Origin of the sequence: Nocardioides antri (genome assembly GCF_008373765.1) — a bacterium.
In the GTDB taxonomy this organism is placed as follows: Bacteria; Actinomycetota; Actinomycetes; order Propionibacteriales; family Nocardioidaceae; genus Nocardioides; species Nocardioides antri.
Genome location: NZ_VUJW01000211.1, coordinates 1 through 389 on the forward strand (window position 1 = coordinate 1; position 389 = coordinate 389).

Sequence of the window (389 nt, forward strand, 5' to 3'; positions counted from 1 at the left end):
GTGGATTACCAACAAAACCATTCGATTCATGCGAAATTTTGGCTTATAGGGGCTCGAAATTCCAACCGTAGTGTTCAAAATTGACATCGGTTCGCGTTAATTCTCCGAAAAGCTGTTGCTCATCATTGCTGTTCTCTTTGAGGTTAATCTCGATAGGATCGTTAAACTTGCGATTGTAAATATAAAAAAATATCTCCGACGTAGCGGCATTTTTGTCGGGCACCAAATACCACTGGAATCTTTCGCTGCTGGCTCTGTCCGAGCCTATTAGTGGTTGAATACCATTGGCATCCTTTTCGCCGAATTCAAGGTAGGAATTGGAGTCCGCATTCCAAATTTTGAAGTAGAGCTTGTTGCTCTCCCACAGTGGCTTGAATACCCAACTGCTC

1 protein-coding gene is annotated in these 389 nt (G+C 43.2%); it reads right to left on the reverse strand.

All coding sequences use genetic code 11. The annotated features are described in order from the left end of the window. Window positions 1-43 precede the first annotated feature (43 nt). The coding region (locus tag F0U47_RS23030; protein ID WP_149752383.1) for a hypothetical protein at window positions 44-389 on the reverse strand (346 nt) is incomplete at its 5' end.